This is a genomic window from Pseudoduganella lutea (assembly GCF_004209755.1).
GTDB lineage: Bacteria > Pseudomonadota > Gammaproteobacteria > Burkholderiales > Burkholderiaceae_D > Rugamonas > Rugamonas lutea.
Genome location: NZ_CP035913.1, coordinates 3,345,686 through 3,362,290, shown reverse-complemented (window position 1 = coordinate 3,362,290; position 16,605 = coordinate 3,345,686). Strand labels below are relative to the sequence as shown.

At 64.1% G+C, this 16,605-nt stretch carries 13 protein-coding genes and 3 tRNA genes; 10 read left to right on the top strand and 6 right to left on the bottom strand.

All coding sequences use genetic code 11. From position 1 onward, the window contains the following. Positions 1-69: 69 nt before the first annotated feature. Complete coding sequence (locus tag EWM63_RS14230; protein ID WP_130187126.1) at positions 70-1,932, bottom strand: phosphoenolpyruvate carboxykinase (GTP); 1,863 nt, start codon at positions 1,930-1,932, stop codon at positions 70-72. Positions 1,933-2,343: 411 nt separating this feature from the next. Here EWM63_RS14230 and EWM63_RS14225 point away from each other — a divergent pair, with 411 nt between their 5' ends. Then, complete coding sequence (locus EWM63_RS14225; RefSeq protein WP_130187125.1) at positions 2,344-3,348, top strand: D-2-hydroxyacid dehydrogenase family protein; 1,005 nt, start codon at positions 2,344-2,346, stop codon at positions 3,346-3,348. A 25-nt stretch (positions 3,349-3,373) separates the two neighbouring features. Here EWM63_RS14225 and EWM63_RS14220 read toward each other — a convergent pair whose 3' ends face one another. Continuing rightward, the gene (locus tag EWM63_RS14220) at positions 3,374-4,132 is read right to left on the bottom strand and encodes an L-asparaginase (protein ID WP_130187124.1); all 759 of its coding nucleotides are present in this window, start codon (positions 4,130-4,132) and stop codon (positions 3,374-3,376) included. A 290-nt stretch (positions 4,133-4,422) separates the two neighbouring features. Here EWM63_RS14220 and EWM63_RS14215 point away from each other — a divergent pair, with 290 nt between their 5' ends. Further along, the gene (locus EWM63_RS14215; RefSeq protein ID WP_130187123.1) at positions 4,423-4,908 is read left to right on the top strand and encodes an asparaginase domain-containing protein; all 486 of its coding nucleotides are present in this window, start codon (positions 4,423-4,425) and stop codon (positions 4,906-4,908) included. Between the two features lie 20 nt (positions 4,909-4,928). Continuing rightward, a complete protein-coding gene (locus tag EWM63_RS14210; RefSeq protein ID WP_130187122.1) occupies positions 4,929-6,470 on the top strand; it encodes a class I SAM-dependent methyltransferase in 1,542 nt (513 codons plus the stop codon). Between the two features lie 64 nt (positions 6,471-6,534). Here the strand turns inward: EWM63_RS14210 and EWM63_RS14205 are convergent, their stop codons facing one another. Then, positions 6,535-7,431 carry a recombination-associated protein RdgC gene (locus EWM63_RS14205; protein WP_130187121.1) on the bottom strand — a complete coding sequence of 299 codons (897 nt, stop codon included), beginning with the start codon at positions 7,429-7,431 and terminating at the stop codon, positions 6,535-6,537. A 184-nt stretch (positions 7,432-7,615) separates the two neighbouring features. Then, a complete protein-coding gene (gene dinB / locus EWM63_RS14200) occupies positions 7,616-8,767 on the bottom strand; it encodes a DNA polymerase IV (protein ID WP_130187120.1) in 1,152 nt (383 codons plus the stop codon). 224 nt (positions 8,768-8,991) lie between these two features. Here dinB and EWM63_RS14195 point away from each other — a divergent pair, with 224 nt between their 5' ends. Further along, a complete protein-coding gene (locus tag EWM63_RS14195; protein ID WP_130187119.1) occupies positions 8,992-9,210 on the top strand; it encodes a hypothetical protein in 219 nt (72 codons plus the stop codon). A gap of 16 nt (positions 9,211-9,226) precedes the next feature. Further along, positions 9,227-10,978, top strand: a complete 1,752-nt coding sequence (locus EWM63_RS14190; protein ID WP_130187118.1) for a methyl-accepting chemotaxis protein — start codon at positions 9,227-9,229, stop codon at positions 10,976-10,978. A 13-nt stretch (positions 10,979-10,991) separates the two neighbouring features. Here the strand turns inward: EWM63_RS14190 and EWM63_RS14185 are convergent, their stop codons facing one another. Then, complete coding sequence (locus tag EWM63_RS14185; RefSeq protein WP_130187117.1) at positions 10,992-12,266, bottom strand: MFS transporter; 1,275 nt, start codon at positions 12,264-12,266, stop codon at positions 10,992-10,994. 170 nt (positions 12,267-12,436) lie between these two features. Between EWM63_RS14185 and EWM63_RS14180 the strand changes: the two genes are divergently transcribed. The 5 genes from EWM63_RS14180 to EWM63_RS14160 all read left to right on the top strand — a co-directional run bounded on the left by EWM63_RS14180 (position 12,437) and on the right by EWM63_RS14160 (position 14,847). Then, positions 12,437-12,512 (top strand) — tRNA-Val (locus EWM63_RS14180). A gap of 21 nt (positions 12,513-12,533) precedes the next feature. Then, positions 12,534-12,610, top strand: a tRNA-Asp gene (locus tag EWM63_RS14175). 91 nt (positions 12,611-12,701) lie between these two features. Then, positions 12,702-12,778 (top strand) — tRNA-Asp (locus EWM63_RS14170). A 468-nt stretch (positions 12,779-13,246) separates the two neighbouring features. Beyond that, positions 13,247-13,732 (top strand): cyclic nucleotide-binding domain-containing protein, encoded by a 486-nt coding sequence (locus EWM63_RS14165; protein ID WP_130187116.1) that lies wholly within the window; start codon positions 13,247-13,249, stop codon positions 13,730-13,732. Beyond that, positions 13,732-14,847: an AI-2E family transporter gene (locus EWM63_RS14160; protein WP_130187115.1), complete on the top strand. Its 1,116-nt coding sequence runs from the start codon at positions 13,732-13,734 to the stop codon at positions 14,845-14,847. Before EWM63_RS14165 ends, EWM63_RS14160 begins: the two co-directional genes overlap by 1 nt. Before the next feature lie 130 nt (positions 14,848-14,977). Here the strand turns inward: EWM63_RS14160 and ahpF are convergent, their stop codons facing one another. Continuing rightward, positions 14,978-16,570 (bottom strand): alkyl hydroperoxide reductase subunit F, encoded by a 1,593-nt coding sequence (gene ahpF / locus EWM63_RS14155; protein ID WP_130187114.1) that lies wholly within the window; start codon positions 16,568-16,570, stop codon positions 14,978-14,980. Between the last annotated feature and the right edge of the window lie 35 nt (positions 16,571-16,605).

Here is a 16,605-nt window from a genome sequence, read left to right as displayed (position 1 = left end):
AGTTGCGCCGGACGTAAAAAAAGCGCGCACCTTGCGGTGCGCGCCTGCTGTCTATCACCCGAAGCCGGATCAGCCCAGGCGCTGCTCCAGCTTGGCCTTGTTGGCCAGCAGTTCCTGCGGCAGGCGGTAGGCCAGTTTGTCGAACAGTTCGGCGTGCAGCTTCAGCTCTTCACGCCAGGCATCCTTGTCGATCGACGTGATCGTCTCGAATTCTTCCGGCGAGAACGGGATGCCGTCCCAATGCAGGTCGCCGTAGCGCGGCGTGGTGCCGAACAGCGTTTCGATACCGCCGGCGGTCCCTTCGATGCGTTCCAGCATCCACTTCAGCACGCGCATATTGTCGCCGAAGCCAGGCCATACAAAGTGGCCGTGCTCGTCGGTGCGGAACCAGTTGACGCAGAAGATCTTCGGCAGCGCGGCCGGGTTGGCGGCCTGCACTTTCTTGCCCAAGTCCAGCCAGTGCTGGAAGTACTCGCTCATGTTGTAGCCGATGAACGGCAGCATCGCGAACGGATCACGGCGCACCACACCCATCTGGCCTGCGGCGGCAGCGGTGGTTTCCGAACCCATCGTGGCGGCCATGTACACGCCTTCGACCCAGTCGCGCGCCTCGGTTGCCAGCGGCACCGTGGTGGAGCGGCGGCCGCCGAAGATGAAGGCCGAGATCGGCACGCCGGCCGGATCGTCCCAGGCCGGGTCGATCACCGGGTTCTGCACGGCGGACACGGTGAAGCGTGCGTTCGGATGCGCGGCCTTGGTGCCGGACGTCGGCGTCCAGTCCTTGCCTTGCCAGTCGATCAGGTGCGCCGGCGCTTCCTTCGTCATGCCTTCCCACCACACGTCGCCGTCGTCGGTCAGCGCCACGTTCGTGAAGATGACGTTTTCCTTCAGCGAAGCCATGCAGTTGGAATTGGTTTTTTCGTTCGTGCCCGGGGCTACGCCGAAGTAGCCCGCTTCCGGGTTGATCGCATACAGGCGGCCATCGGCACCCGGCTTGATCCAGGCGATGTCGTCGCCGATCGTGGTGATCTTCCAGCCCTTGAACGATGCGGGCGGGATCAGCATGGCGAAGTTGGTCTTGCCGCAGGCGGACGGGAAGGCCGCTGCCACGTAGTGCTTCTTGCCTTCCGGCGATTCCACGCCCAGGATCAGCATGTGCTCGGCCAGCCAGCCGGCGCCGCCCTGCTGCGCTTCCTGGTAACCCATGTTCGACGCAATGCGCAGCGCAAAGCACTTCTTGCCCAGCAGCGCATTGCCGCCGTAGCCGGAACCGTAGGACCAGATTTCACGGGTTTCCGGGAAATGCACGATGTACTTGGTCTTGTTGCAAGGCCATGGCACGTCGTTCTGGCCGGCGGCCAGCGGTGCGCCCACGGTATGCACGCAGGGCACGAAGTCGCCGTTCTCGCCCAGCACGTCGTACACGGCCTTGCCCATGCGCGTCATCATGCGCATGTTGACGGCCACGTACGGCGAGTCGGACAGTTCCACGCCGATGTGCGCGATCGGCGAACCCAGCGGGCCCATCGAGAACGGCACCACGTACAGCGTGCGGCCGACCATGGCGCCGTCGAACAGGCCGTTCAACGTGCCGCGCATCTCGGTGGGGTCGATCCAGTTGTTGGTGGGGCCGGCTTCTTCCTTCTTTGCCGAGCAGATGAACGTGCGGTCTTCCACGCGCGCCACATCGGTGGGGTCGGAGCAGGCCAGGTAGGAATTCGGGCGCTTTTCCGCGTTCAGCTTCTTCATCGTGCCGGCTGCCACCATCTCGGCGCACAGGCGGTCATACTCTTCCTGCGAGCCATCGCACCAGTAGATGCGATCAGGCTTGGTCAACGCGGCCACCTCGGCCACCCAATTGATCAGCTTTTGATGTTTGATGTAAGCTGGCGCGTTCATCGCGGCAACGCCCTCCATCATGGGTTGGTTCATGGTACTACCTCCAATGCAATAAAGAATCCTGTCTCGTTCCGCGCTGTCTTCACGTGCATTGCCCCGTGTGTCGTTCGGGTGGCAGGATCGTCGTCAGCTTTTGGCTTGCGCGCGGAAGTGCATGGAAAATGCATCGGCGATACGGCGGTCTGTCGGTGCGCCCGATAGCAAGATCAAGGGCGCGCTCCCGGCGCTATTGTGAGCGCTACAACAGGAGTTGGAACGAGTAGTTGGAACGAGTAATTGCTGGAGCGCACTGCAGCGCTCAACGGCTTGACCGATTGTACACCTGCCCCAAAAGCTTTCCGACAAAAATGTAGGAAAAATGGTTGACTAAAGTAGTAAGCTATTTGAGATATTCACAATCTCGTTAACTAGCTACCAATTAAGAAGGAATTTCATCTAACTCCCATGAAAATTGCCATACTCGACGATTACCAGGATGCGGTACGTGAACTGGACTGCTTTTCACTTATCGACAGTCATGACGTAAAAGTATTCAATCACTCGACCCGGGGGCTCGGCCAGCTGGCGGCCCGGCTGGCGCCATTCGATGCGCTGGTGCTGATCCGCGAACGCACGTCGCTGAACCGGGCCTTGCTGGCCAGGTTGCCGAACCTGAAATTGATATCGCAAACAGGCAAGGTGAGCGGGCATATCGACGTGGCCTCCGCCACGGACCTGGGCATCGCGATCGCGGAAGGCGTGGGGTCACCGGTCGCGCCGGCCGAGCTGACCTGGGCGCTGATCATGGCCGCCCAGCGCAAGATCGTGCCCTATGCCGCCAACCTCAAGGAAGGCACATGGCAGACTGTGTCGACCAGCCAGCCATTCAATACGATCGGCACGGTACTGCGGGGCCGCACGCTGGCCATCTGGGGCTACGGCAAGATCGGCAAGCTTGTTGCCGGCTATGGCAAGGCGTTCGGCATGGAAGTCATGGTGTGGGGCAGCGATGCCAGCCGCGCGGCCGCCGTGGCCGACGGCCACACGGCGGCACCGTCACGCGAAGCCTTCTTCGAGCAGGCGGACGTGCTGACCCTGCACCTGCGACTGGCGGACGCAACGCGCGGCATCGTTGGCGCGGAAGACCTGGCGCGGATGCAGCCAACGGCGTTGTTCGTGAACACCAGCCGTGCCGAACTGGTGGCCGAGGGGGCGCTGGAGGCAGCACTCCGGGCTGGACGCCCCGGCGCCGCGGCATTGGACGTGTTTGAAAACGAACCTCTCCCGGCCGACTCCGTCCTGCTGCGCATGCCGCACGTGCTGGCCACGCCGCACCTGGGCTACGTGGAGAAGGACAGCTACGAGCTGTACTTCCGCCACGCGTTCCAGAACCTCGTCGATTTCTTCGATGGGCAGTGCAAGACGATCCTCAACCCCGACTACCGGAATCACTTGCGCAATTACGGTTGAACCCTACGGTCGAACCTTGGAGAAATCAGGCTTCCGGAATGCCGGTGAGGTTGATGCGCGGTGCCGACATCGCGTGTACCTTCGACCACAGCCCGGCCCAGCCGGGCGGCCAGCCGATGGCGGGGCCGCTGTAAGGCGCGAGCCCGGCACGCACGGGGACGACGGGCACTGGCGGCATGTCCGTCAGCGGCGCGCCGGCCGGGCGCTGCATGTCCAGGCTGTACATATAGCCGGGCAACAGCGCATCGCACACGCCGGCGAACCAGGCCGTGTGGTCTTCATCCTTGCCCAGCGCCTGCGCCAGGCCCTGCGGATCGAATTTCGCCAGCGCGTGGATCAGTTCCTCGGTCGTGGCACCGGGAGAATCGCCCCACCCCATCACGGGATTGACATTGTAGTCGGCCCCCGAGCCATACCACCCCTCGCGCCAGGAACGCTGCATCCAGTCGCGCTGGCCGGTGAACAGGTGCCAGCGCCAGTGCAGGCCGGAAGGCTTTGGCCATGCATACAGGTAGAGCTTCTGGTAGCCGGCCAGGTGCAAGGCGCGCACCATTGCCATCAGCCGCGCATGCGGCATGCGGTCCGGTGGCGCGCGGCGGAACAGGATCGCTTCACCGTCGGCGTATTGCACTTCGTCGGTGGAAAGGTTCAGGTCGAGCGTGCGCGACTCGCTGCCGAAACGGGCGGAGATCCAGCCGGTCAGCAGGTTGACAGCCGTGATCACCCCATAGCCGCGATGGCGATGGAAGATGACGGTTCCCGGAGCGGGCGTTTTCGCGGTCATGGCGTAAAGGGCAGAAAACCTGGCGAAGCGCTGATTTGGTGGATGAGATCGGTCACGACAAATGGTCAGCAAGGCGGCAGTCGCCGCCATACCGGGCATGACGGCCATTTGCAACGCAGCTAAGCGCTTTTTCTCGTGGCCAAGATCGCCACCACGAAGACATCAGCGCTTCGCTAGTGTACTCAACGACGTGACAACATGCCAGACGAGTGCAAACAAAGTTTTTTGTTGACGGCGCAATGCCGGCGCGGGCTATCATTGAAGATTCCTGCAACCTTTTCTGAAACACCATGACCTTGCGCATCATCGCCACGGGCGGCACCTTCGACAAGCATTACAACGAACTGAACGGCACATTGGGGTTTGCCGAAAGTCACCTGCCCGAGGCCATCGCCCGCGCCCGCATGACCGCGCCCGTTGAACTCGAATTGCTGCCGCTGCTCGACTCGCTGGACATGCAGGATGCCGACCGGGCACGCGTGCTGGCTTCGTGCCAGGCGGCACCGGAGCGCGCCATCGTCATCGTGCATGGCACCGACACGATGAAGGAAACGGCCGCCGTGCTGGGTCCCGCCGCGCTGGACAAGACCATCGTGTTCACCGGCGCAATGATTCCCTATCAAATCGCCGGTTCCGATGCCTTCTTCAACCTGGGCTTTGCCTGCGGCGTCGCACAGGCGCTGCCGGTGGGCGTGTATGTGGCGATGAACGGCCAGATTTTCGCATGGGACAACGTGCAGAAGAATCGTGCGGCCGGGGTCTTCCAACCGATGTAACACCAACGAAAGGAACGTCAATGCCCGAATGGTCTGCCGGCTATGTCGCCGACATCGGATATACCTACGGAACCTACCCCGAACTGAATCCCCACCGGCTGCGTCTGGCCTTCCTGTCGGCGCGGCTGACACCGCCGGCGGTGACCACCGCATGCGAGCTGGGCTTTGGCCAGGGCCTTTCCGTCAACATCCACGCAGCCGCCTCGAACGTGGCGTGGCATGGCACGGATTTCAACCCGGCCCAGGCGGGATTCGCCCAGGAACTGGCCGCCGCTTCCGGTGCCGATGTGGCCCTGCATGACGAAGCCTTCGCGCAATTCTGCTCGCGCACCGACCTGCCCGAGTTCGACTTCATCGGGCTACACGGCATCTTCAGCTGGATCTCGGACGAAAACCGCCGCGTCGTCGTCGACTTCATCCGGCGCAAACTGAAGGTCGGCGGCGTGCTCTACATCAGCTACAACACCCAGCCCGGGTGGGCTGCGATGGCACCGGTGCGCGACCTGCTCAACGAGTACGCCACCACCATGACGCCGGCCGGCGCCGGTTCCGCCGGGAGGGTAGGCCAGAGCATCGCATTCGCCGAGCGCCTGTTCGCCACCGCCCCCACGTTCCTCACGGCGAACCCGCGCGTTGCCTCCCGCTTCGCCAAGCTCAAGGACCAGAACCACGCTTACCTGGCCCATGAATACTTCAACCGCGACTGGATGCCCTACTCGTTTTCGCAGATGGCCGGCTGGCTGGAACCGGCCAAGCTCGACTACGCGTGTTCCGCCCATTACCTGGACAACATCGACCCCATCAACCTGACTGCGGAGCAGCGCCAGTTGCTGGGCGAGATCGCCGATCCCGTGTTTGCCCAGACGGTACGCGACTACATGGTGAACCAGTCGTTCCGGCGCGATTATTGGGTGAAGGGTGCGCGCCGGCTGGGAGCCATCGAGCGCGATGAACAGCTGCTGCGCACGCGTATCGTCCTGACGACGCCGCGCGCCGACGTACCGATGAAGGCTGCAGGCAGGGCCGGCGAAGTGCGGCTGCAGGCGAAAGTGTATGAACCGCTGCTCGATTTCCTGGCGGACCAGGAAGCGCACACGATCGGTGCGTTCCTCGAAGTTGCCCGCGAGCGCCATGGCCTGACGTCACCGCAGGTGGTCCAGGCGGTCACGATGCTGGTGGGGATGGGCCACGTGGCGACGCTGCAGGAAGAGGCCGTGATCGCCCACGCGGGCCCCCAAGCGCGCAGGCTGAACCAGCGCCTATGCGAGCTGGCCATGTCGAATACGGAGCTGCAATGGCTGGCACTGCCAGGCACCGGCGGTGCATTCCCCGCCGACCGGTTCCACCTGCTGTTCCTGCTTGCGCGAATGCGGGGAGCGAGGGAGCCGGAAGCATGGGCCAGCTTCGCGCACCAGGTCCTGGTACGCCAGGGCCAGCGCCTGATGATCGACGGCAAACCGGCGGAAACGGACGGGCACCAGCTGGACAGGCTGGTAAGCCGGGCCCTGGAGTTCCGCGACAAGACATTGCCGCTGCTGGCACGGCTGGGCGCCGTCGGTTAGTCACTGCGCGGCGGAACGGGGCCGCACATACTGGCGCCCCTCCGCCGCCGGCGATCCGTGAGGATCAGGCGGTGGCTTCGCCGCCCAGGGCTTCGACGATGTCCCGCAGCAGCAGCGACAGCTCGCCCGTCATCAGCATGAAGTCGCCGTCGAAACGTTCGTCGTCGTTACGGGTGACGGCATCGTTTTCCTTCAGCACGTCGAGCGGCTTCACACTCTTGATCGCCAGCGATTCGGTCAGCACGAACGAGATCTTGCTTTCCCACGTCATCGCCAGGCGCGTGCACTGCTTGCCGGCGGCAATGTGGCGGCGCACTTCCTCGGGTTCCAGCGTGTGGCGCACATAGCGCACGGCCGCCTTGCTTTCGCCGGTGGCGCGCAGTTCGGTATCCATGTCGACGGTGAAGCCGGCCGGTGCTTCATCTTCCTGCAGCCAGGCCGTCATCACGCCCACCGGCGAGCGCTGCACGCGCAAGCTTTCCAGCGGCATGCGGTCGACCGCCTTCAGCAGCAGCTTGATCACGTCGTCCGCCTTGGCCGGGCTGGCCGCGTCGACGACCAGCCAGCCGTTGACGGGGTCGATCCACGTCCACACATTGCTGCGGATCGTGAACGCGCGTGGCAGCAGTTCGTCGTGCACGCGCTCCTTCAATTCCTTCATCGCCTTCTTGCCCGGAGCGAAACCTTGCTGTTCTTCCATCTCGGCGGCACGGGCCTTGGCCACCTGGTTGACCACCGTCGACGGCAGCAGTTTCTTCTCGGTGCCGAGCAGCAGCAGCATCTGCCCGTTCACCACGTGCACGAGCGATTCGTTACCGCGCGGCGAGTCCCAGCCCTGGCGCAGCATCTCGTTGCTGCTGGCCGGCGTGAACGCCGCGGGGCGCAGGGCTTCATCGAGTTTTTCGGGAGCAAATGCCCATGGCGCGGGCAGTCGGTAGATCTGTAGATTCTTGAACCACATGCTGGAAGACCCTTGTTCTTACGCGTTGCAAAGCCCATCATTCTACACCCGGCTCAGCAGCCGGGCCACCGCGATCTTGTTGAAACGGCGCCTGCCGGGGAGCGTGTTTTTGTGCGCGGCAGTGCCCCCCTGCGGCGTGCAACACCACAGCCCGGTGGCGCAAGCCGGCGCATCCGCCGCCGGCTCACCCCGGGAACAATTCCCCCTGCTCCCCCGCCCTGTACCGCTCGGCCTCGTCAAGCGGCACCAGCGCGCTGACCCGCACGCCCAGCAGGCGCAAGCGCTGCTCCAGCGGCACGCGCCGCAGGCATTCACCGGCGGCGCGCCGGATCATGGCGGCATCGGCCGTGGGCGACGGCAGCGTGACGTCGCGCGTCACGGTACGGAAGTCGGCATAGCGCAGCTTGATACCCACGGTGCGGCCGGCATAGCGCTTGCGGTGCAGGTCTTCCGACAGCCGCGTGCACAGCCGCGTGAAGATTTCGGACAGCGTGTCGCGGTCATGCTTCGCGTGCAGGTCGCGCTCGAACGTGGTTTCGCGGCTCACGCCTTTCGGATCGGAACGCGTGACGACTTCGCGCTCGTCATGCCCGTGCGCCACGCGGTGCAGCCACTCGGCGGAATTGAGGCCGAAGTGTTCCTGCAGCAGCTTCGGGTCCGCCTGCGCGAGCTGGCCCACCGTTTCGATGCCGAGCGACGTGAGCTTCGCATAGGCTTTCGGGCCGATTCCGTTGATCTTCTTTGCCGACAGCGGCCAGATACGCGCCGGCACGTCCTCCAGCGACACGATGGTGAGGCCATCGGGCTTGTCCAGGTCCGAGCTGATCTTCGCCAGCAGCTTGTTGGGCGCGATGCCGATCGAGCACGTCAGCCCGGTCGCCGCCTTCACGGCCTCCTTCAGCCGCATGCCGAGGGCCCGCGTTTCTTCCGGGTGGTCCGTGAGGTCGAGGTAGATCTCGTCGATGCCGCGGTCTTCGATGTCGGGCACGATCTCCGCCACGGCCGCCTTGAACAGGCGTGAATAACGCTTGTAGGACTCGAAATCGGTCGGCAGCAGGATCGCCTCGGGAGCCAGCGCCGCCGCCTTCATCGTGCCCATCGCCGAAAACACGCCGAGTGCGCGCGCTTCGTAGGTGGACGTGGTGACCACGCCGCGGCCCGCGTAGTCGCGCAGTTTCGAGAAACGGCGCGTGCCGTCCGGCTGCAGCACCGGCTGGTGCCGCGAGCCGCCGCCGACCACCACGGGCAGGCCACGCAGCTCGGGATAGCGCAGCAATTCCACCGATGCGAAAAACGCATCCATGTCGAGGTGGGCAATGCGGCGCGGCGGAACCATGGCTTGTCGGCAGGCTTGTATTCAAAATGAAAAAATGCGGGCACTGTGATTATATCCAGTGTGCAGCAGGCTCCGCCAGCGCCCGGCGCGTTGCATTAATTGTTTTATTTTTCAATTACTTAGTGCTTTTTTATCCATCGTTTTTACGCAACAGTAGCAGCGCACAAGTATCGTGCGCGAGAGAAAGGCGCGTACCATCGGATCTTTCAACCACTTGCGCGAACATGGCAGCCAAACTCCGTTTTTATTGCTGGGTTCCACTTCTTGCCTGCGCCCTGCCCGCCGCGGCGCAAACGTCGGTCACGCTCACGGGCGGTGTCGATGCCTTCGTGGGCTCGATGACAAACAGCGGCGATATCACGCCGACGACGCTGCATGGCGACTGCATCACCACGCTGCCGTCCGCCATGAGCCATGGCCTCGGCGTGCGCCACTCATTCTGACCGAAGGAAATCGATCGTGAACCTCTCCAATATGCGCATCGGCGCCCGTCTCGCCCTCGGTTTCGCGGTGACCATCGTCATCATGTTCATCATGTCGCTCGTCGGCATCAGCCGCATCCAGGAAGTGGCCGCGCGTACCGACCAGCTCGTCAATGACCGGTACGTCAAGGTCACGCTCCTCAACGACATGCGCAGCCAGGTCAACCGCGGCGCGCAGGCGGTGCGCAACGCGATGCTGACGCCGGACCCGGCGCAGACGCAGGAATTCCTGCGCCAGATGGCCGCGGCTGACGAAGCCGGCGGCGTATCGGCCGCAAAAATGCATAAATCGGACCTGACGCCCGACGTGCGCGCCGTGTTCGACCAGCAGAACACCGCGTACTACGCCTACAAGGAACTGCTCGACAAGGCGATCGCGCAATACCGTGGCGGCGACCGCGAAGGTGCCGTACAAGCCTTGTTCGGCCAGGTCATCCCGGCGCAGACGGTGTATTTCCGCCATCTCGACGAGCTGTTGAAGAAACAGCGCGAACTGATGGCGAACGATGCCGAAAACGCGACCGCGGCGGCGAAATCGGCGACCACGCTGATGATCGTGCTGCTGGTGGTGGCGACGATCGTGTCTGCCGTGATCGGGTGGCTGATCACGCGCTCCGTTACCGGCCCTGTCAGCGAAGCCGTGCAGATCGCCGAAACGGTGGCGGCGGGCGACCTGACGGCGCAGATCGTTACCACGCGCAAGGATGAGATGGGCCGCCTGCTGGGCGCCCTGCGCGACATGACGACGGCGCTGACCGGCACCGTGCGCACCGTGCGCGACAGTACGGACACGATCAACACGGCGGCGGCCGAGATTGCCGCCGGCAACATGGACCTGTCCAACCGCACCGAGCAGCAAGCGGCCAGCCTCGAGGAAACCGCATCGTCGATGGAGGAACTCACGTCCACCGTGCAGGCGAACGCGGAAAACGCGCGCCAGGCGAACCAGCTGGTGGTCTCGGCCGCCAGCCATGCGAACGAAGGCGGCCAGGTCGTCAGCCAGGTCGTCGAGACGATGGGCTCGATCAAGGAAAGCTCGTCGAAGATCGTCGACATCATCGGTGTCATCGACGGCATTGCGTTCCAGACCAATATCCTGGCACTGAACGCCGCGGTGGAAGCGGCACGCGCCGGCGAGCAGGGCCGCGGTTTCGCGGTGGTGGCATCGGAGGTGCGCAACCTGGCGCAACGCTCGGCCAGCGCCGCGCGGGAGATCAAGGAACTGATCAACAATTCGGTCGACAAGGTCGATGCGGGCAGCCGCCTGGTGGACCAGGCCGGCACCACGATGGACCGCATCGTGACGTCGGTGCAGCAGGTGGCGGACATCATGAACGAGATCGCGTCCGCCAGCCAGGAACAGAGTTCCGGCATCGCCCAGGTGAACACCACGATCACCACGATGGATACCGCCACGCAGCAGAATGCCGCGCTGGTCGAGGAAGCGGCCGCTGCGGCGGCCAGCATGCGCGAGCAGGCGCAGCGCCTGGTCGCCGCGATCTCCACATTCCGCATCGACGACCGGGCCATCGCGCCGGCCTTCCCCGTGCCCGCCGTTTCCCCACCGGTGCGGCCGACGGTCCCGCCGGCTTCCGCCGTGGCGCACCCGCCTTATCCCAAGCTGGCCAGCAAGCCACCGGTGCAGGCGCGGGCAGCCGCTGGCAAGAGCACGTCCAAGACGCCGCCTGCCAAGAAGGCGCCCGAAGGCGACGACTGGGAAGAGTTTTAAGCCAGGTGCTGCGCTACGCGGGTAATCGCCCGCGTGCCAGCACGAGCAGGCCGCCCAGCACCAGGCTGGCCGCAAGCAGCGAGATGCCGATGGCCGTGCTGCCGGTGGCATCGCGGATCGCGCCCACGAGATAAGGGCTCGCGAAGCCGGCCAGGTTGCCGACCGAGTTGATCAGCGCAATGCCCGCCGCCGCTGCGGAGCCGCCCAGCAGCGCCGTCGGCAGGCTCCAGAAGATGGGAAACGTGGTCAGGATGCCGGCCGTGGCGAGGGACAGCGCGGCCAGGGCCAGCACGGTATCGTCCGCCCATACGGTGGCCGCCACGAGGCCGGCGGCGCCGGCGAAACCGGCAATGGCCGCATGCCAGCGCCGCTCGCCGGTGCGGTCCGAATGGCGCGCCGCCAGCACCATGACGACGGCGGCCACGCCATACGGGATCGCCGTCAGCAGGCCGATATGGAACACGTCCTGCACGCCGCTGTTCTTCACCAGTTGCGGCAGCCAGAAGCTCACGCCATACAGGCCCATCACGAACAGGAAGTATACGAGAGCCAGCAGCCATACGGTGCCGCTGGCGAACACCTGCCGCAGCGGCAGGTGACGCTTCGACGCCGCTTCCGCGGCCAGCTCGCGTTCCAGCACCGCCTTGTCGGCGTCCCCCAGCCACCGCGCGGCGCGGATGCCGTCGTCCAGGTAGAACAATGTCCAGATGCCGAGCGCGACGGATGGAATGCCTTCCAGCAGGAACAGCCACTGCCAGCCATGCAGCCCCGCCTGGCCGGCGAACGCCGCCATGATCGCGCCCGACAGCGGCCCGCCCAGCACGCCCGCCACGGCAACGCCGCTCATGAACAGCGCCACGATGCGAGCGCGCCGATGCGCCGGATACCAGTAGGTGAGGTACAGCACCACGCCCGGAAAGAAGCCTGCCTCGGCCACCCCGAGCAGGAAGCGCAGCACGTAGAAGCTGACAGGGCCGGTGGCGAACATGGTGGCCGCCGAGACCAGCCCCCAGCTGATCATGATGCGCGCGATCCAGCGCCGCGCGCCCACCCGTTCCATCAGCAGGTTCGACGGCACCTCGAACAGGAAATAACCGACGAAGAAGATACCGGCACCGATGCCATAGACCGTGTCGGACAGTGCCAGGTCGGCCTGCATCTGCAGCTTGGCGAAGCCGACGTTGACGCGGTCCAGGTAGGCGGCCACGTAGCACAGGAACAGGAACGGCAGCAGGCGGCGGCTGACGCGCCCATACAGTGCATCGAGCGCAGTGGCGCTGGCGTTCATCGGCTCTCCCCGGCTGGAAAAACCGCAGCGTAGCATCGCCGGTGCCCACGAGACGAGGCCGGCTGGAAATATTTTCGCGAAAGTCCTTGCGAAATCTCAAAACTGCGCAGTAGAATACGGCCTCTTCTGAACGTTGTGACAAACGTTCGAAGCATCGAAGGTGATGATGAGGGCGCTTAGCTCAGTTGGTAGAGCGGATCCCTTACAAGGATTAGGTCGGGAGTTCGAGCCTCTCAGCGCCCACCACGCAGTCGATGTTGAAGACCTGGAGCGGTAGTTCAGTTGGTTAGAATACCGGCCTGTCACGCCGGGGGTCGCGGGTTCGAGCCCCGTCCGCTCCGCCAGGATTCTGAAGAGAGCCCGACATACCGGGCTTTTTTCTTGTCGCAGCAGCGACGCAGTTTTTTTCAGTACTTGCTTACGCAAGCGCTGATTGGAGCGGTAGTTCAGTTGGTTAGAATACCGGCCTGTCACGCCGGGGGTCGCGGGTTCGAGCCCCGTCCGCTCCGCCAGCATCAGTAAAAAAGCCCGGCTTGCCGGGCTTTTTTGCGTCTGATGCTGGCGCAGCGGAGTGCTTCCCCTGCGGGAAGCACGGCGGGGATCGAAGGGAATCGCCTACCAGCGATTCCGCGGCCGGCAGGATGTCGGCGAGCCCGTCCGCTCCGAAGCTGCCAGTGAAAATCGGCCCGGCTCGCCGGGCTTTTCACTGCCAGCTCATTATTCCGCCGTGCCTTGCAAAGGCACGGCACGCGCGAAGCGCTGCTTCGCTTGAAATCCCCGCAGCCCTTCTACTCCGCCCCCCGCTTCGCCGAAATCCCCCCTCCACGCGCAACTCTCCCCCATCTGCACAGGCAGCATCCCAAAAAACACGCTCCGCCGCGCTTTTCCGCTTTCTCTCCGCTGTGTGCGTCCCACAACACCACCGCCCCCACAAAACCGGCGACAATGACAGCGCAACCACCCCTTCCCTGGAGCCCTACGTGATTTTCGGTTTTCTGAAGCCGCCCGCCCTCTCGCCACGCCTGGCCAGGCTGCGCGAAACCGTCCTCCTCAATTCGCTGACGCCGCTGGAACTGAAGATCGTGGACGGCCTGATGCATGAACGGCGCTACCTGGCGGGCGAGATCATTTTCGACGAAGGCGAGGAAGGCCAGGCGCTCTACCTGATCACATCGGGCCACGTGCAAATCAACCGTAACATCAACGGCATGCCCGAGATCATTACCGAGCTGTCCCCCGGCGCATTCTTCGGCGACCTGGCGCTGCTGGACAACTCGCCCCGCACCGCGCAGGCCCGGGCCTGGGACGACTGCGAACTGGCGGTGTTCTTCCGCGCCGATTTCATGAGCCTGATGGAAACGGATGCCGTCATCGGCTACAAGATCTCGCTGGCGCTGGCGCGCCATATCGGCGCCCGGCTGCGCGAGCGGATGTCGATCGATTCGCCGCACGTCGAGGTACTGTGATGGCCGACCGGCAGCAGTCCGGGCCCATCGTCTGGTGCGGCATCATCGCCGCGACCTGCGTGCTGTTGTACCTGTTGCAGCGCGTGCTGTGGCTGTCGATTCCCTTCCTGCTCGCGATCATCCTGTATTACGTGCTGCTGTCGCCGTTCCAGCGCCTGCTGCGCATGGGCTTCACGCGCAACACGGCAGCCATGCTGGTCGGCGCCGCGTTCGTGCTGAGCATGCTGCTTGCCTTCCTGGTGGCCTTCGTGTGGATACCCGCGCCGGCCACCGACTGGCAGGACATGCCGGCCCGCTACCTCGACGCGGGCATACGCTTCCTGCGCAACATGCTGAGTGCGCTGGAACGGCAATTCCCGTTCCTGCGGCCGGCCCGCCTGGGCGATTCGGTGAACCTGAACCTGGCCGAGTACTCGCGCGAATTCTTCCAGCGCCACCTGGGCGGCGTGCTGGTCACGACTGCCGCCTGGGTACCGTCGCTGCTGCTGGCGCCGTTCCTGGCCTTCTTCTTCCTGCGCGACGGCCGCCGCTTCAAGCGCTTCCTGGCCCGCGCCGTGCCGAACGCGTTCTTTGAAAAAACGCTGTTCCTGCTGCATGAAGTCGACCAGACCGCGCGCCGCTACTTCCACGGCATGCTCAAGCTCACCGCCATCGATACCGTCGTGCTGGCATTCGGCCTGTGGGCGATCGGCCTGCCATCGCCGCTGCTGCTCGGCTTCATCGCCGCCATGCTGGCGTGGGTGCCTTACGTGGGCTCGATCGCCGGCTGCCTGCTGGTGGTGCTGGTAGCCTCGGCCGATGCGCCGGACAACAACGCCGCGGCCTACAGCGCCATGTTCGTGTTCATCATCGCCCGCCTGCTGGACGACTTCATCTTCATGCCGATGACACTGGGCCGCAGCCTGCGCATGCACCCGCTGGTCACGGTGGTGATGCTGTTCGTGGGCGGCGCGCTGGCCGGCGTGACCGGCCTGATGCTCGTGCTGCCGCTGCTGGGCGTGGTGATGGTGGTCGGCGAAACCATCGGCGTGCTGATCACCGACGCCCGTCTGCAAGCCCGGCACCGCTACGCCCGCTCCCTGCGGGTCAAACAGGCCAGCATCGATTTGAAATAAATAGGGACGAAATAAATAGGGACGGACCCTGTTTTCAAAGAAATTTCCTCAAAAACAGGGTCCGTCCCGGATTTTTCTGGAAACAAAAAAGGGAGCCGAAGCTCCCTTTCTTGTTGGCTGATGCGATGCCTTATGCGACAGCGGCGATGGCGGCCTGCTCGGCTTCCACCTCATCGTCGCCCGAGCGGATCAGGTGGTCGAAGGCGGACAGCGCGGCCGTTGCGCCGGCACCCACGGCGATCACGATCTGCTTGTACGGCACGGTGGTCACGTCGCCGGCGGCGAACACGCCCGGCACCGACGTCTGGCCCTTCGCATCGATCTCGATCTCGCCATGCTTCGACAGTGCCACGGTGCCCTTCAGCCACTCCGTGTTCGGCACCAGGCCGATCTGCACGAACACGCCTTCCAGGTCCACGCGGTGCAGCTCGTTCGTGTTGCGGTCCTTGTACGACAGACCGTTCACCTTCTTGCCGTCGCCATGGATCTCGGTCGTCTGCGCCGACAGGATGATCTTCACGTTCGGCAGCGAGCGCAGCTTGCGCTGCAGGACCGCGTCCGCACGCAGTTCATTGCCGAATTCGATCAGCGTGACGTGCTGCACGATGCCGGCCAGGTCGATCGCCGCTTCCACGCCGGAGTTGCCGCCACCGATCACCGACACGCGCTTGCCCTTGAACAGCGGGCCATCGCAGTGCGGGCAGTACGCCACGCCGTGGTTCCGGTATTCCTTCTCGCCCGGCACGTTGATCTCGCGCCAGCGGGCACCCGTCGACAGGATCACGGTCTTGGCCTTCAGCACCGCGCCGGTGGCGGTATGCACTTCGGTCAGCTTGCCCGGCACCAGTTTCACGGCGCGCTGGGTGTTCATGATGTCGACTTCGTATTCCTTGACGTGCTGCTCCAGCGCCACGGCGAATTTCGGGCCGTCGGTTTCCTTGATCGAGATGAAGTTCTCGATCGACAGCGTATCGAGCACCTGGCCACCGAAACGCTCGGCCAGCACGCCGGTCTGGATACCCTTGCGGGCCGCGTAGATCGCCGACGCCGCACCGGCGGGGCCACCACCGACGACGAGCACGTCGAACACGTCTTTCTTGTTCAGTTCAGCCGCCTGGCGGGCACCGGCATTGGTGTCCAGCTTGGCGAGGATTTCTTCCACGTTCGTGCGGCCCTGGCCGAAGTGCTGGCCGTTCAGGAACATCATCGGTACCGCCATGATCTGGCGCTCTTCGACTTCTTTCTGGAACACGCCGCCATCGATCGTGGTGACCTTGATGCGCGGGTTGATGACCGCCATCGCGTTCAGTGCCTGCACCACTTCCGGGCAGTTATGGCACGACAGCGAGATGAAGGTCTCGAATTCGAAATCGCCTTCCAGGTTGCGGATCTGTTCGATCACGGCTTCGTCGAGCTTGATCGTGTGGCCGCCCACCTGCAGCAGGGCCAGCACCAGCGAGGTGAATTCATGGCCCATCGGGATGCCGGCGAAACGCACGCCAATGTCGGTGCCGGCACGGTTGATCGAGAACGACGGCTTGCGCACGTTGGCGGCGTTGTCCTCGACCAGGGTAATCTTGTCGCTCAAGCCATCGATATCGGCGAGCAGTTCCTTCATTTCCCGCGCTTTCGCGGAGTCATCCAGCGATGCGACGATCTCAATCGGCTGCACCACTTTTTCCAGATAGGCTTTCAGTTGGGTTTTGAGATTTGCATCCAGCATGACGTTTTCCTTTCTTGTTCGCTGCCGGGCACATG

Coding starts and splice junctions, on each gene's coding strand:
- dinB (WP_130187120.1), bottom strand. CDS start 8,767: ATGGTTCCGCCGCGCCGCATTGCCCACCTCGACATGGATGCGTTTTTC.
- EWM63_RS14215 (WP_130187123.1), top strand. CDS start 4,423: ATGACCTTGCGCATCATCGCCACGGGCGGCACCTTCGACAAGCATTAC.
- EWM63_RS14195 (WP_130187119.1), top strand. CDS start 8,992: ATGGCAGCCAAACTCCGTTTTTATTGCTGGGTTCCACTTCTTGCCTGC.
- EWM63_RS14205 (WP_130187121.1), bottom strand. CDS start 7,431: ATGTGGTTCAAGAATCTACAGATCTACCGACTGCCCGCGCCATGGGCA.
- EWM63_RS14230 (WP_130187126.1), bottom strand. CDS start 1,932: ATGAACCAACCCATGATGGAGGGCGTTGCCGCGATGAACGCGCCAGCT.
- EWM63_RS14220 (WP_130187124.1), bottom strand. CDS start 4,132: ATGACCGCGAAAACGCCCGCTCCGGGAACCGTCATCTTCCATCGCCAT.
- EWM63_RS14160 (WP_130187115.1), top strand. CDS start 13,732: ATGGCCGACCGGCAGCAGTCCGGGCCCATCGTCTGGTGCGGCATCATC.
- EWM63_RS14225 (WP_130187125.1), top strand. CDS start 2,344: ATGAAAATTGCCATACTCGACGATTACCAGGATGCGGTACGTGAACTG.
- EWM63_RS14185 (WP_130187117.1), bottom strand. CDS start 12,266: ATGAACGCCAGCGCCACTGCGCTCGATGCACTGTATGGGCGCGTCAGC.
- EWM63_RS14210 (WP_130187122.1), top strand. CDS start 4,929: ATGCCCGAATGGTCTGCCGGCTATGTCGCCGACATCGGATATACCTAC.
- ahpF (WP_130187114.1), bottom strand. CDS start 16,570: ATGCTGGATGCAAATCTCAAAACCCAACTGAAAGCCTATCTGGAAAAA.